At 71.9% G+C, this 13,575-nt stretch carries 11 protein-coding genes; 6 read left to right on the plus strand and 5 right to left on the minus strand.

Features of this window, described 5'->3' with window-relative positions; translation table 11 throughout:
- Window positions 1-215 precede the first annotated feature (215 nt).
- Complete coding sequence (locus MKK68_RS23535) at window positions 216-2,555, minus strand: xanthine dehydrogenase family protein molybdopterin-binding subunit (protein ID WP_244033073.1); 2,340 nt, start codon at window positions 2,553-2,555, stop codon at window positions 216-218.
- Entirely contained in the window at window positions 2,552-3,028 is a 477-nt protein-coding gene (locus MKK68_RS23540) for a (2Fe-2S)-binding protein (RefSeq protein ID WP_147728433.1), read from the minus strand. The genes MKK68_RS23535 and MKK68_RS23540 overlap by 4 nt, the downstream gene beginning before the upstream one ends.
- A gap of 293 nt (window positions 3,029-3,321) precedes the next feature.
- On the opposite strand from MKK68_RS23540, the gene MKK68_RS23545 reads away from it, so the two are divergent.
- Both MKK68_RS23545 and MKK68_RS23550 read left to right on the plus strand, forming a co-directional pair.
- Window positions 3,322-3,564 (plus strand): type II toxin-antitoxin system Phd/YefM family antitoxin, encoded by a 243-nt coding sequence (locus tag MKK68_RS23545; RefSeq protein ID WP_244033074.1) that lies wholly within the window; start codon window positions 3,322-3,324, stop codon window positions 3,562-3,564.
- Between the two features lie 62 nt (window positions 3,565-3,626).
- The gene (locus tag MKK68_RS23550; protein WP_244033075.1) at window positions 3,627-3,986 is read left to right on the plus strand and encodes a type II toxin-antitoxin system VapC family toxin; all 360 of its coding nucleotides are present in this window, start codon (window positions 3,627-3,629) and stop codon (window positions 3,984-3,986) included.
- 52 nt (window positions 3,987-4,038) lie between these two features.
- Here the strand turns inward: MKK68_RS23550 and MKK68_RS23555 are convergent, their stop codons facing one another.
- The gene (locus MKK68_RS23555) at window positions 4,039-6,036 is read right to left on the minus strand and encodes a potassium transporter Kup (protein WP_243932687.1); all 1,998 of its coding nucleotides are present in this window, start codon (window positions 6,034-6,036) and stop codon (window positions 4,039-4,041) included.
- 299 nt (window positions 6,037-6,335) lie between these two features.
- The gene (gene ispG / locus MKK68_RS23560) at window positions 6,336-7,655 is read right to left on the minus strand and encodes a flavodoxin-dependent (E)-4-hydroxy-3-methylbut-2-enyl-diphosphate synthase (RefSeq protein WP_147729028.1); all 1,320 of its coding nucleotides are present in this window, start codon (window positions 7,653-7,655) and stop codon (window positions 6,336-6,338) included.
- A gap of 445 nt (window positions 7,656-8,100) precedes the next feature.
- On the opposite strand from ispG, the gene MKK68_RS23565 reads away from it, so the two are divergent.
- The 3 genes from MKK68_RS23565 to MKK68_RS23575 all read left to right on the plus strand — a co-directional run bounded on the left by MKK68_RS23565 (window position 8,101) and on the right by MKK68_RS23575 (window position 10,804).
- Entirely contained in the window at window positions 8,101-9,243 is a 1,143-nt protein-coding gene (locus MKK68_RS23565; protein WP_147729027.1) for a patatin-like phospholipase family protein, read from the plus strand.
- A 97-nt stretch (window positions 9,244-9,340) separates the two neighbouring features.
- Window positions 9,341-9,982, plus strand: coding sequence for a sigma-70 family RNA polymerase sigma factor (locus tag MKK68_RS23570; protein ID WP_147843667.1), 642 nt, complete (start codon window positions 9,341-9,343; stop codon window positions 9,980-9,982).
- 48 nt (window positions 9,983-10,030) lie between these two features.
- Window positions 10,031-10,804, plus strand: coding sequence for an anti-sigma factor family protein (locus MKK68_RS23575; RefSeq protein ID WP_147843668.1), 774 nt, complete (start codon window positions 10,031-10,033; stop codon window positions 10,802-10,804).
- A gap of 6 nt (window positions 10,805-10,810) precedes the next feature.
- On the opposite strand, the gene MKK68_RS23580 is transcribed toward MKK68_RS23575, so the two are convergent.
- The gene (locus MKK68_RS23580; protein ID WP_244033076.1) at window positions 10,811-11,809 is read right to left on the minus strand and encodes a bifunctional riboflavin kinase/FAD synthetase; all 999 of its coding nucleotides are present in this window, start codon (window positions 11,807-11,809) and stop codon (window positions 10,811-10,813) included.
- Between the two features lie 278 nt (window positions 11,810-12,087).
- Here MKK68_RS23580 and MKK68_RS23585 point away from each other — a divergent pair, with 278 nt between their 5' ends.
- Window positions 12,088-13,572 carry a sensor histidine kinase gene (locus MKK68_RS23585; protein ID WP_243932683.1) on the plus strand — a complete coding sequence of 495 codons (1,485 nt, stop codon included), beginning with the start codon at window positions 12,088-12,090 and terminating at the stop codon, window positions 13,570-13,572.
- Window positions 13,573-13,575 lie beyond the last annotated feature (3 nt).

The raw sequence follows: 13,575 nt of genomic DNA on the forward strand, positions 1-13,575 counted from the left end.
GCCGAGAGGGGACCGACAGGACGATCCCGGTGGCTTCGTGACGGAAACGCGGCATCCACCGGCAAGGCTCCGCCGAAACGCGACGTCGCGGAAAACAGAAGCCTCGGACACGGAGCTTTTCGCAAAATGCCGAGGGGCCCGCTCTTCCGGTGGAAGAGGGGCCCCTCGGTCGTCCGGTCCGTCGCCGCGCCGGCGGGAGGCGCGGCTTCCTTGGCTTAGGCGCTGAGCTGGTCGCGGATCGGCAGCTGCCGCACGCGGCGGCCGGTGGCCGCGAACACCGCGTTGGCGATCGCCGGCGCCACCGGCGGAACGCCGGGCTCGCCGACGCCGCCGAGCGGCCCGTCCCAGGTGCCCGAGTTGACGAGGTGCACGCGGATCACCTTCGGCGCGGCGTCGATCCGGATGATCTCGTAGCCGTCGAAGTTGTTCTGCTGCGCCCGGCCGTTCTTGAAGGTGATCTCGGAGGTGAGCGCGAGTCCCATCCCCATCACCACGGCGCCTTCCATCTGCGAGCGGATGCGCTCCGGGTTCACCTGCGGCCCGCAATCGATCGCGATGTCGACCGCGACGACCTTCACGCCGCCCTTCGGGTCGACTTCGACCTCCGCCGCGACCGCGGTGTGGGTGACGAAGCTGTAATGCCCCGCGATCCCGAGGCCCCGGCCCTTCTCGAGCTTGCGGCCCCAGCCGGCGCCACCGGCCGCCGTCTCGATCACCCGGCGCAGGCGCCCGGTGTCGATCGGGTACAGCTTGGGATCCTCGCCGTGGTTCCAGACATCGCCGATCGAGGTGGGATCGATCTTGCGCGCCGGGCCGATCAGGTCGAGCAGGTAGTCCTTCGCGTCGCGCCCCGCCGCGTGCGCCAGCTCGGCGACGAACGATTGGATCGCGAAGGCGTGCGGGATGTTCGAGACCGAGCGGAACCAGCCGATCCGCACGTGGGCGGCCGCCTCCGGGTTCTCCAGCCGGATGTTCGGCACCGCGAACGGCGTGTTGACCAGGCCCATGCCGAGCTCGAACGGCAGCTCGTGCTTCGGATCGGGCGCGAAGATCGAGCCGATCGTCGGCGCCGCCGAGCGGTGGAGCCAGGCCACCGGCATGCCCTTGTCGTCCAGGCCCGCTTCGAGGTGCTCGGCCGAGATGGTGTGATAGTAGCCGTGGTGGATGTCGTCCTCACGGGTCCAGGTGAGCTTCACCGGCGCGCCGCCGACCTCGCGCGAGCAGAGCGCGGCCTCGACCACGTAGTCGGGCTTCGACTTGCGGCCGAAGCCGCCGCCGAGCAGCGTCACGTTCACCCGAACCTTGTCGGCGGGAAGCCCCAGCGCCTTGACCAGCCGGTCGTGCGCCGCCTGCGGCCCTTGCGTGCAGGCCCAGGCCTCGCACGCGCCGTCCTTCACCTGCGCCACAGCCGCCGGCGGCTCCATCGGAGCCTGGACGAGGTGGGGCACGAAGTAGTCGGCCGTCAGCTTGGTCTTGGCCTTGGCCATCGCCCCGTCGACGTCGCCCTGGTTGCGCACGACCTTGCCGGGCGCGCGCGCCGCCTTCTCGAGCTCGGTGCGGAACGCGTCGGTGTCGTAGCCGGCGTTCGGGCCGTCGTCCCAGACGATCTTCAGCGCCTCGCGGCCCTTCATCGCCGCCCAGGTGTTCTTGGCCACCACCGCGACGCCGCCGAGCGGCATGAACTCCGAGGGGATCTCGCCGCCGTCGATCTTGAACACCTTCACGACGCCGGGGACCTTCCGGGTCTCGGTATCGTCGAAGCTCACGACCTTGCCGCCGTAGACCGCCGGGCGCGCGACCAGCGCGTACAGCATGCCCTCGCGCTTCGTGTCGAGGCCGTAGACCGCCTTGCCGGTGGTGATGTCGCGGTTGTCGATGATGCCGATCTGGCCCTTACCGATGTAGCGGAAGGCCTTGGGGTCCTTCAGCGCCACGCTCTCGCGGGCCGGCACGGGCAGCTCCGCCGCGATCGCCGCGACGTCGCCGTAGCCGAGCGTGCGCTTCGACTTGGCATGCGTCAGCACGTGGTTCTCGGCCGTCACCTCGGAGGCCGGCACGTTCCACTGCTTGGCCGCCGCCTGGATCAGCATCAGCTTGGCCGCCGCGCCCGCGTGGCGGAAGTGCTGGAAGAAGTGGCGCAAGCTGCGCGAGCCGTCGGTGTCCTGGTTGCCGAAGCGCTCCTCGTCGCCCCAAGCCTGCACCACGCCGACCTTCGACCAGTCGGCCTCCAGCTCGTCGGCGACGACGAAGGCGACCGAGGTGCGCACGCCCTGGCCCATGTCGGAGCGGTGGTTGGTCACGGTCACGCGGCCGTCGGCGGCGATCGCCACGAAGATCTTCGGGTCGTCGCGCCAGCCGTGCGGCATGCCGTCGGCGCCGAACTTCGCCGGCTCCTGGGCCTTGGTCTCGGCCTTGGCGGTGTCGCGTAGGTTCACCGCGAGCACGAAGGCGCCGAGCCCGCCGAGGATGGCGCGGCGGCTGACGTTGGCGATCAGGGTCGGCCGGGTCGGCGCCTCGGCGGCGAGGTCGGCTATCATCTTTGCGTCATGGATCACAGGCGCTCTCCCTTGCTGGCGGGCGCCTGACCGGCGGCCTGGTGGATCGCGGCGCGGATGCGCGGGTAGGTGCCGCAGCGGCAGATGTTGCCGCTCATCTGCTCGTCGATCTGCGCGTCGGTCGGCTTCGGCGTATCCTTCAGGAGCGAGGCCGCCTGCATGATCTGGCCGCACTGACAGTAGCCGCACTGCGCCACGTTGAGGTCGCGCCAGGCCACCTGCACCGGATGGTTGCCGTCGGGGGAAAGCCCCTCGATGGTCGTCACCTCCTGGTCGGCCGCGGCCGAGATCGGGGTGGTGCAGGAGCGGGTCGCGGTGCCGCCGAGGTGGATCGTGCAGGCGCCGCACAGCGACTGGCCGCAGCCGAACTTGGTGCCGACCAGGCCGAGCTCGTCGCGCAGGTACCACAGCAGCGGCATGTCGGGGTCGCCGTCGAAGCTGCGTGGCGCTCCGTTCACCGTCAGTTTGATCATTCGCAAACGTCCTGTGTGAATGCGGATCGCACCGGGACGGCGCGACGGCCCGGGCGACGCGAAGGCCACCCGTGCCGCGACGCCCCCCGGGTCCGCATGTCGTTCTCAGAATGAATTCAATCTACGGCATGCCTGCTGCGCGGTGCAACGCGGGCAAACGACCGCACGCGGCCCGAGCCCGGCGCCTGGGGCATGCCGTGTGCGTTGGCGCACGCACGCATAGGAGGGAACGGGCGGATAGCCGAATCCTGATCCGCCACCTACGATGACCAGCTCGATGGGCATTGAGGGCGATGGAAACGGTGAGCTTGGCAGAGGCAACGGCGCGACTCAGCGCGCTCGTCGACCGAGTGGTCGCCGGCGAAGCCGCTGTCGTCACGCGTCGCGGGCGCGAGGTGGCACGACACAGTGCCATGCCGGGACCGAAGCGGCCGATCGATATGACGACCCTCAGGGCCGTCACCGCCGCGATGCCGCTGCAGCCGGAGGGTGCCGCGACGTTTGTGCGCGCGATGCGGGACGACGAACGGTACTGATGCCGTATCTCGATACGTCGGTCTCGGTCGCGGCGTAGACCGAGGAGCGGGAAACCGCCCGGATGCAGGCTTGGCCCACCGCCTGGGCAGGCGGGGACCTCGCCATCAGTGCCTGGGTCGCCACCGAGTTCTCGGCACCGCTCTCGATCAAGTTCCGCACGGGCACGATCGATTCGCAGCATCGTTCGGTGGCCCCGTCGGCGTTCACGCGCCTGACGGCTACGTCGCTCGTGATGCTGCCGATCGACGAGAGGACGTTTCGGACGGCGGCACGCTTCGCGGACCAGACCCATCCCGGCTTTCGCGCTGGAGATGCGCTTCATCGGGCGATCGCCGCCGATGCCGGCCTGACGCTCGCGACCCTCGACACGCGCCGCGCAGAGGCGGGTGCGGCCGTGGGCGTGCCCGTCGAACGCCTGTGACATCGAGCGACGATGCGCGCCGCCATCCCGGCTGGCCTGGAAGTGGGGCGCCTCAGACCGTGACCTGCGTCCCCACCTCCACGACCCGGCCCGTGGGGATCTGGAAGAAGTCCGTCGCGTCGTTGGCGTTCTTGGCGAGCGTGATGAAGATCCGGTCCTGCCACAGCGGCATCCCGGAATGGGCGGCCGGGCGGATCGAGCGGCGCGACAGGAAGAACGACGTCGCCATGATGTCGAACTTGAAGCCCTCCTTGCGCAGCAGCACAAGGGTTTTTGGGATGTTCGGCGTCTCCATGTAGCCGAACTTCATCACGACCTTGTAGAAGCCCGGCCCGATCGGCTCCAGCCGCACCCGGTCCGGCCCGTTGGCGCGGGGGGTGTCGACGGTCTCGACCGTGAGGATGACGTTCTTCTCGTGCAGCACCTTGTTGTGCTTGAGGTTGTGCAGGAGGGCCGCCGGCGCGATCTCGGGATCGCTCGTCAGGAACACCGCGGTGCCGCGCACGTGGTGCGGCGGGCTCTTCTCCAGCATGCCGACGAGCTCGAGGATCGGCACGTCGGTCTTGCGGGTCTTGTTGAACAGGATCGTGACGCCCCGCACCCAGGTCCACATCAGCACGATCAGGCCGGCGGCGAGCAGCAGGGGCACGTAGCCGCCCTCGAACACCTTGAGCAGATTCGAGAGCAGGAACAGGAACTCGATCACGATGAACGGCAGCATCAGGGCGGCCGCCGCCACGGGCGACCAGTGCCACAGCCGCCAGACCACGAGGAAGGTCATGCTCGCGGTGAGCAGCATCGTGCCGGTGACCGCGATGCCGTAGGCCGAGGCCAGGGCCGAGGACGAGCGGAACACCACCGCCAGCACCACGACGCCGATCATCAGCAGGCCGTTGATCTGCGGCAGGAAGATCTGCCCCGAATGCGATTCGGAGGTGTGGCGGATCTCGAGCCGCGGCAGCAGGCCGAGCTGGATCGCCTGCCGGGACAGGGAGAACGCCCCGGTGATGACCGCCTGGCTCGCGGTGACGGTGGCGAGCGTCGCCAGGATCACCATCGGCAGCAGCGCCCATTCGGGAAACAGCTGGAAGAACGGATCGGTGGTCTCGGGCTTTTCCAGCACCAGGGCCGCCTGGCCGAGATAGTTCAGGGCCAGCGACGGGAAGACGAGGCCGAGCCACGCGATCTGGATCGGCCGCCGGCCGAAATGGCCGAGGTCGGCGAACAGCGCCTCCGCGCCGGTGACGGCGAGGAAGACCGCGCCGAGGGCGACGAGGGCGCCGGTGCCGTGGCCGAGCAGGTAATGCACGGCGTACCACGGGTTCAGCGCCTTGAAGACCGTGAGGTTTCCGACGATGTGCGGCACGGCGGCGAGCGCCAGCGCCAGGAACCACAGCACCATCACCGGCCCGAAGAAGGCCGCGACCTTGCTGGTGCCGCGGCTCTGCACCAGGAACAGCGCGAGGATGATCGCCACGGTGATCGGCAGCACCGAGCCCTCGAAGGCCGGGGTGACGAGCTTCAGCCCCTCCACCGCCGACAGCACCGAGATCGCCGGGGTGATCACCGCATCGCCGTAGAACAGCGCCGCGCCGAGCAGGCCCAGCGCGAACACGATCCGCGATCCGCCGAGCGCCTTCCGCGCCAGCGCCATCAGCGAGAGGATGCCGCCCTCGCCGTTGTTGTCCATGCGCAGCAGGATCGCGACGTACTTCACCGTCACGATCAGGAACAGCGCCCACAGGATCAGCGAGGCGGTGCCGAGCACCTCCTCCGCCAGCAGGATGTTGTCGTAGCGGGCCGGCACCAGCGCCTCGCGGAAGGCGTAGAGCGGGCTGGTGCCGATGTCGCCGTAGACCACGCCGACCGAGCCGACGGCCAGCGTCCAGAGGCCCGGTGCGGCGTGCGCCCGGCCCTCCGCCGGGTCGACGGCGCCGGCGGGGTGCACGACGGTGCCGGGCGCGGCCAGGGCCGGGCCGTCCGCGGCGGGCTGGACGCCCGCGGCGTCGGGCTGAGCGGCGGTGCCGCCCGGTGTCACGGGTTGGGTCATCGGGTGCGATCGAGGCTCATCAAGCCTGCACGGCGTTTCGCGGTGTGGCGCATCGAGGGTCCCACCGGAGGATGCGACCGGGAACGCGAATGCCGGGCCACGGCGGCCGCTGGGCCTGCCGCTCACGGAATCTCGGCGCCCTGCTATCACGCCCCCGTGCGGGCGGGAACAGGGAGGTTTCGGGGAACGGGCGTCCCTCCGCCCGACCGGTCTCGGGCTCGCCCGGGACCCGCACCTTACATGTGCCCAAGCCGGGGTGTGCCCGACTGGGGTGCGGGGGAGGGGGAGGCGCGGCGGTGCTACTCCGCGGCGTTGCGGGCGCCCTGGCCGAAGCGGCGCTCGATGTAGTCGATCACCACCGTCTCGAAGTCCTTGGCCAGCGTCGCGCCGCGCAAGGTCATCGCCTTCTTGCCGTCGATGAAGACCGGCGCGGTCGGGGTCTCGCCGGTGCCGGGGAGCGAGATGCCGATGTCGGCATGCTTCGATTCGCCGGGGCCGTTGACGATGCAGCCCATCACCGCGACGTTCAGGCCTTCGACGCCCGGATAGGTCTTCTTCCACTCCGGCATCGAGGTGACGATCCAGTTCTGGATGTCGCGGGCGAGCTCCTGGAACGTGGTCGAGGTGGTGCGGCCGCAGCCGGGGCAGGCCGCCACCATCGGCACGAAGGTGCGGAAGCCCATGGTCTGCAGCAGTTCCTGGCTGGCCTTCACCTCGACGGTGCGGTCGCCGCCGGGCTCCGGCGTCAGCGAGTAGCGGATCGTGTCGCCGATGCCTTCCTGCAGCAGCACGCCGATGGCGGCAGACGCCGCGACCAGGCCCTTCGAGCCCATGCCGGCCTCGGTCAGCCCGAGGTGGATCGCGTAGTCCGAGCGGCGCGCGACCTCTCGGTAGACCGCGATCAGGTCCTGCACCGCCGAGACCTTGGCGGAGAGGATGATGCGGTCCTTCGGCAGGCCGAGCTCCACGGCGCGCTCGGCCGAGGACAGCGCCGACTGCACCATCGCCTCGCGCATCACCGCGCGGGCGTCGATCGGCCGGGGCAGCCGGGCGTTCTCGTCCATCAGGTGGGTGAGCAGCGCCTCGTCGAGCGAGCCCCAGTTCGCGCCGATGCGCACCGTCTTGCCGTAGCGGATCGCCTGCTCGATGATCGTCGAGAACTGGACGTCCTTCTTCTCCTTGAAGCCGACGTTGCCCGGGTTGATCCGGTACTTCGCCAGCGCCTCGGCGCAGGCCGGGTGATCGGAGAGCAGCTTGTGGCCGATGTAGTGGAAGTCGCCGACCAGCGGCACGTGGCAGCCGATGCGGTCCAGGCGCTCGCGCACCTTCGGGACGGCGGCGGCGGCCTCGTCGCGGTCGACGGTGATGCGCACCAGCTCCGAGCCGGCCCGCGCCAGCTGCGCGACCTGCGCCACCGTGGCGTCGATGTCGGCGGTGTCGGTGTTGGTCATCGACTGGACGACGACCGGTGCGCCGCCGCCGACGGTCACCGCGCCCTCGCCCTGGCCGACGCGCACCCCGACGGTGCGGTGGCGCGGGGCCGGCCCGGCGATCTCCGGTCCGGTCAGGCCCGCGGCCTGCGCGGCGAGCGGGTTCTGGTCGAGGCTGGCGGCTTGCATGGCTTCCATCGTGGACCTTCGTTCAAGGCCTTGTGTTTCGCGACGTCGCGATCGGCCGGCGGCTGCGCGCAGCACGCCATCAGCTTGCACGGTCGATCGTTTAGCTGCGATTGACGCGGGACCGCGTCAATCCTGCGGCGATGCATGTCTGCACCGCGCGTGTCATGTCGCATCCGCCCCGCGATGTCGAGTTCGCGCAGGCCACGGCCCGGTGCGATCGTGCCGACCCCGCCTCGGATAAGCGTTGTCCGCCAACGGGATCGTGCTCGCCCGCCCCGGACCTCGCGCGCGCTCCGGTCGCGTCGCGCTTGCCGGGCCGCCGCCGTCCACCGCGCCGATTCGCGGAACCGCGACGTACCGGGCGCGCTTGCGCCGCCGCCGCGTCCGTAGAAAAATGCTGCGATGCGGCCTTTGATACCGCAGCGCAACAATCCATGTTGAGGCGATGATGACGCCGACTTCGCAACCCTGCACCGATCGTCCCGAGCCCGGCAACCCGGTCACCGCCGTGCCCGGGCCGGTCTCCGACGGCATCGCCGACCGTCCCTCCGCCCACCCCTCGCATCACGTGCTCGCGGGGCCGCGGGCGGAGAAGAACGTCGCCCTGGCGCTGCAGGGCGGCGGCGCGCACGGCGCCTTCACCTGGGGCGTCCTCGACGCGCTGATCGAGGACGGGCGCCTCGGCTTCGAGGCGGTCACCGGGGCGAGCGCCGGCGCGATGAACGCCGTGGTGATGATCGACGGCTGGCTGAAGGACGGCCCCGAGGGCGCCCGCGCCGGGCTCGAGCGGTTCTGGCGCGAGGTCAGCCTCGACGGCGACTTCTCGCCGGGCCAGCGCAGCCTGTTCCACGGGATGTTCGGCGCGCTGAAGGGCAACCCGGTGATCGAGTTCTGGTCGAAGGTGCTGACGCCGAGCCCCTACGTCTCGAACCCGCTCAACATCAACCCGCTGCGCAAGGCGCTCGCCGCCCAGGTCGATTTCGAGCGCCTGCGCGAGGCGAGCACGGCCGGCGTCTTCGTCTCGGCCACCAACGTCTGGACCGGTAAGCTCGCGGTGTTCGAGCGCGAGCGCCTCACCGTCGACCACCTGATGGCCTCGGCCTGCCTGCCGACCGTATTCCAGGCCGTCGAGATCGACGGCGTGCCCTACTGGGACGGCGGCTACCTCGGCAACCCGCCACTCTATCCCCTGCATCGCGGCGCCGTGACCCGCGACATCCTCCTGGTGCAGATCAACCCGGTCGAGCGCCGCGAGACCCCGCGGACCGAGCGGGAGATCCAGGACCGGCTGAACGAGATCACCTTCAACGCCAACCTGATGCGCGAGCTGCGCGCGATCGACTTCGTAGACGGGCTGATCGAGGAGGGCGTGCTCGGCCAGGGCCAGTACCAGCGGGTGCTGGTCCACCGCATCGACGGCACCGACGCGCTCGACGCCTACAATGCCGGCTCCAAGCTCGACGCGCGCTGGCGCGTGTTCCAGCGCCTGCGCGACAAGGGCCGCCACGCCGCGCAGGCCTGGCTCGCCGAGAACTACGAGAAGATCGGCCGCGACTGCTCGCTCGACCTGCAGCAGGCGTACCAGTAAGCCGAGCGCGGCGGGCCGCGTGCGCCGGCGCACCCGACCCTTCGGGCACGCCGGCGCGCGGACGGATTAAATCCGCGCGCCGCTCCGTTAGCGTTCCATGATCGCCGACAAGACCAAGCGCCCCGACATCGTCGACCTCCTGGTGCCGTTGCGGCGCTATGCGCGCTCGCTCACCCGCGACACCCTGCGGGCGGACGACCTTGTGCACGACACGCTCGTGCGGGCGCTGGAGGCGGAAGGCAGCCTCCGGCCGAACACCAACCTGCGCACCTGGATGATGACGGTGCTGCACAACGTCTTCATCGACGACCAGCGCCGCAAGCGCGTCGAGACGCGCCATGCCGATGTGCTGGTGCAGATGCACGAGGAGGTGGCGCTGCCGGCCCAGGAGGGGCAGGTGCGCCTCGCCCAGATCCGCCGCGCCTTCCTGACGCTCCCCGAGGAGCAGCGCGCCGCCCTCCATCTCGTCACCCTCGAAGGCATGGCCTATGCCGACGCCGCGGCGGTGCTCGGCATCCCGATCGGCACGCTGATGTCGCGCCTCGGCCGCGGCCGGGCGGCGTTGCGCGCCTTCGAGGAGGGCGAGGGCGCCGCGCGGGAGAACGCCGCGCGGAAGGGCGCCGACGAGCCTCGACCGCGTGCGCCCGAGCGGCCGGGCCTGCGCCTCGTGACCCGGGACGGCCGCACCGAGGGGCCGGGCGATGCGCCCTTTGCCCGCCGCGCCGTCGGCGACTTCTGACGGCGCGGAGCGAGACGACGGCGAACGAGACGACAGGACGAACCCGCGATGACCGACCCGATTGCAGACACCGACCTCATCGCCTTCGTCGACGGGCAGCTCGACGTGATGCGCCGCCTCGACGTGGAGGCGTACTTGGCGGGCAACCCCGACGTGGCGGCCCGCGTGATGGCCGAGATGCACGACCGCGACGCTCTACGCGAATCCTTCGCGCCGTCGCCCGGCCCCGGGCCGGACCGCCTGCGCATCGCCGCCCGCCGCCTCGACCGGTCGCTGCGCTGGAACCGCGTCGCGTCGCGCTTCAAGCGGGCGGCGGCGATCGCCGTGCTCGTCGGCGCGGGCTGGCTCGCGCACAGCGAGGTCGGCCAGTTCGGGGTGCCCGACACCTTCGCCTCGCCGGTCGACCCGGCGCTCGTCGCCGACGCGCAACAGGCCCGGCAGGTGGCGCAGCTCCGCGTCCGCATCGGCGCGCAGGGCGTGCCGGCCTACGACCGGGCGCGGCTCTCGGCGGCGACCGGCATCGCGCTGCCCGCCGTCCCCGAGGGCTGGACGGTGCGCGACGTGCAGGTGTTTCCCGCCCGCAGCGGCACCGGGATCGAGGTGGCGTTCGCGGCCGGCGAGCTCGGCGAGGTTTCCCTGTTCGCAACTCGGCGCCGCGCGACCGGGCTCGTGCACGCGGCCGGGCTCGCCACCGAGGTGGCCGATGCCGGCGACGGCGCGACGCTGGCCTGGACCACCGGCGACTCGGCCTACGCCGTCAGCGGCGGCCACGACGCGAAGGACCTGCGCCACGCCGCGCTCGCGCTCGCTTCGGCGCCCTGACGCCGGTCAGTCCAGCATCGACGGCGTCCGGTCGGCGGCGAGCATCGCCCGCGCCTCGGCCGAATCGATGTCCATGCGGGCGATCAGCGCCTCGGCGCTCGAGAATCGCTCCTCGCCGCGGATCAAGCCGACGAGCTCGACCGCGATCTCCTGCCCGTAGAGGTCGCCCGCGAACCCGAACAGGTTGACTTCGAGCAGCGGCGCGCCGTCGTCGAAGGTCGGGCGGCGGCCGTAGCTCGCCACCCCGTCCCGCATCGTGCCGTCGGGCAGGCGCACGCGCACCGCGTAGATGCCGTGGGCGAGGGCGCAGTCCGAGAGCGCGAGGTTGGCGGTCGGATAGCCCAGCGTGCGCCCGCGCTTGTCGCCGTGCCGCACGGCGGCGATCACGAACCAGCGGTAGCCGAGCAGCGCGTTGGCGCGGGCCACCTCGCCCTCGGCGAGCGCCCGCCGGATCGCGCTCGACGAGACCGGGTCGGCCTCGGTGCCGAGCGCCACCGGCGCGACGATGCGGCACGACAGGCCGACCTCGGCGCACAGGGCCGCCAGCATCGCCGGCGTGCCCTCGCGCCCGCGCCCGAAATGGAAGTCGTGCCCGACGACGACGCCCGACAGGCCGAGGTCGTCGCGCAGCAGCCGATCGACGAAGTCGCGCGCCCCGGTGCCGGCGAGGCCCGCGTCGAACCGGCGCACGATCACCCCGTCGAGCCCGAGCCGCCGGAAGACGATCTCGCGGGCGGCGACGCCGGTGAGGCGGAACATCGGCTTGTCGGGGGCGAAGTAGGCTCGGGGATGCGGCTCGAAGGTAAGGATCGCCGCCGGGACCCCGGTCTCGTCGGCGGCGGCGCGCACCGCCGCGACCAGCGCGCGATGCCCACGATGGACCCCGTCGAAATTGCCGATCCCGGCGACGGCGCCGCGAAGCGCTGCCGGCACCGGCTCGTCCTCGCGGCAGATCGTGAAGGGCCCGGGAGCCGCCTCGGGAGCCGTCTCGTCGCCTGACGCCATCGGGAGCTTTTGCGGATCGTCCAGTGCGGCGGCCCTCGCCGGAACCGCGGATTGCAGCGCCGCGGACCCTGTCGAAAACCGCCGGGGCGGTCAAGCGAGGGGGGCCTCCGCAGGACCGTCGAGGCCGCCCGACCCAACATCCGCCCAGCCCGCTTGGTCGCCCGGCCGGAACATGCGACCACCGGCAGCATCCGAGGCGGTGGCGCCTTGCCGATGAAGGGGCCGAGACGCCCGGTGCGCGAGATCCGCTTCGACCCAGGTTTCGACCGAGCCCGGCGATGGCGCGGCCGGTGATGCCGCGCTCGCTGCGGGCGCGGCTGCTCGCGCTCTGGCTGCTGCTGCTCGCCTCCGCCGCGGCCACCGGCTACCTGCTGTTCGCGTTCTACAGCCAGTCGGCCGACGTGCAGGTCGGCCAGGCCGAGGTCGCGGTCGCCCGCGCCTGCCGCGAGATCGTCGACCGCACCGCCTTCGTCGCCGGCGCGATGCCGTCCACGCGCGCGGTCGACGCCGCCCTGCGCGCCGACCTCGCCGATGCGGTGAGCGTGGCGCTCGCCCGCTCGCCCGGCGTCGAGGGCGGGATCTGGACCGCGTCCGAAGGCTCGGTCGCCTACGCCTTCCCGACCTACGAGGGCACCGGGCCGAAGACCGACCTGCCGGCGGCCGAGCGCGACAGCATCGCGCAGATCAATGCCGACGCGCTGCGCACCGAGCGGCCCGTGGCGCTCCGCCGCCCGAGCCGGACGCAGGCCCTGCTGCTCCAGGCCTGCCCCCTGCGCGGCCCGATCGTCGGCGCGACCGCCTGGACCATGGCGCGGATCCAGACCGATCACGGCCCGGCCTACCGCCAGCTGCTTGCCGGCTTCGCTTTCCTCGCGGCGACCGTGCTCGGCTCGGCGCTGTTCCTCGGGCGCTTCCTCTACGGCTTCTCCGGCCACATCGCCCGGCTCAAGGCGCAGCTTGCCGCGCCGCGCTCCGAGCGCGGCGACCTGCCCGACCTCGCGCCGACCGGCGAGCCGGAGCTCGACCGCCTCGTCGACGCGCTGAACGCGGCGAGCGCGCGCCTGCGCGAGGCGCAGGGACGGGCGGTGGCGGCCGAGAAGCTCGCCGCGGTCGGGCGGCTCTCGGCGAGCGTCGCCCACGAGATCCGCAACCCGCTCTCGGCGATGCGCCTCAAGGCCGAGAACGCCCTGGCGAGCGGCGATCCGGCCCGCGCCCGCGGCGCGATCGAGACCGTGCTGGAGCAGGTCGCCCGCATCGACGGGCTGCTCTCGGACCTCCTCGGCCTGACGCAGGCGCGGCCGCCCGTGCGCGCGCCCGCCGACGTCGCCGCCCTGCTCGAGGCCAGCGCCCGCCTGCACGAGGATCTGGCCCGCGAGCAGAGCGTGCGGCTCGCGGTCGAGACCGACGGGCTGCCGGCCGGCGCCCGGGTCTCGATCGATGCCGGCCAGATCGCCCGGGCGCTGGACAACCTCGTGCTCAATGCGCTCCAGCACGTGCCCGAGGGCGGCCTCGTCCGGCTCGCCGCCGCGCGCATCGGCGACGCTCGCGGTGCGCGCCTGCTCCTCACCGTCTCCGATACCGGGCCGGGCGTCCCCGACGCGATCCGGGCCGAGCCGTTCGAGCCCTTCGCCACCGGACGTCCCGACGGCACCGGCCTCGGCCTCGCGATCGTGCGCGAGATCGCCCGCGCGCATGACGGCGAGGTGCGGCTCGTCGAATCGACCGTGGGCGCCACCTTCGAGATCGACCTGCCCTGGCTCTGATGG

Source organism: Methylobacterium sp. E-016, from assembly GCF_022829745.1.
GTDB lineage: Bacteria > Pseudomonadota > Alphaproteobacteria > Rhizobiales > Beijerinckiaceae > Methylobacterium.